Annotated in this window: 1 protein-coding gene; it reads left to right on the top strand. The window is 77.9% G+C overall.

Features of this window, described 5'->3' with window-relative positions:
• Window positions 1-277: helicase-associated domain-containing protein (locus tag UK12_RS33260; RefSeq protein ID WP_045306944.1), on the top strand; the 277-nt coding region annotated here is incomplete at its 5' end.
• Between the last annotated feature and the right edge of the window lie 135 nt (window positions 278-412).

The raw sequence follows: 412 nt of genomic DNA, 5'->3' as shown, positions 1-412 counted from the left end.
GTCCAAGGGCGGCGCCACGGTCTACCGCTTCACCACCGAGTCCGTACAGCGCGCGCTGCACGCCGGGCGCTCCGCCTCCGACCTGCACGTCTTCCTGGAGCAGCCCTCCAGGACCGGTTTCCCGCAGCCGCTCGGCTACCTGATCGACGACCTGGCCCGCCGGCACGGCGCGCTTCCGGTCGGCCCCGCCTGTCGCTGTTGTCCGGGACGACGGGTCGCGGCCGCCGGGTGGGCTGACGGCGCGGCACGGGCAGCAGCGAGGCGGGGGTGGCGGTGACGCCGGGGGGCGGCGGGGCGAGAGGGCCGGGGGTGCCGCGGCGGACCGACGGCGCGAGGGTCCGGTCCAGTTCGGGGCCGAGCGCGGCACGGACCTTGCCCTTGCCGTCGGGGGTACCGGCGAGCCGGCCGACCC

The organism is Saccharothrix sp. ST-888 (genome assembly GCF_000955975.1).
Lineage (GTDB): Bacteria > Actinomycetota > Actinomycetes > Streptomycetales > Streptomycetaceae > Kitasatospora.
Note: the sequence above shows the minus strand (reverse complement) of the source record. Positions and strands in the feature narration are given on the sequence as shown.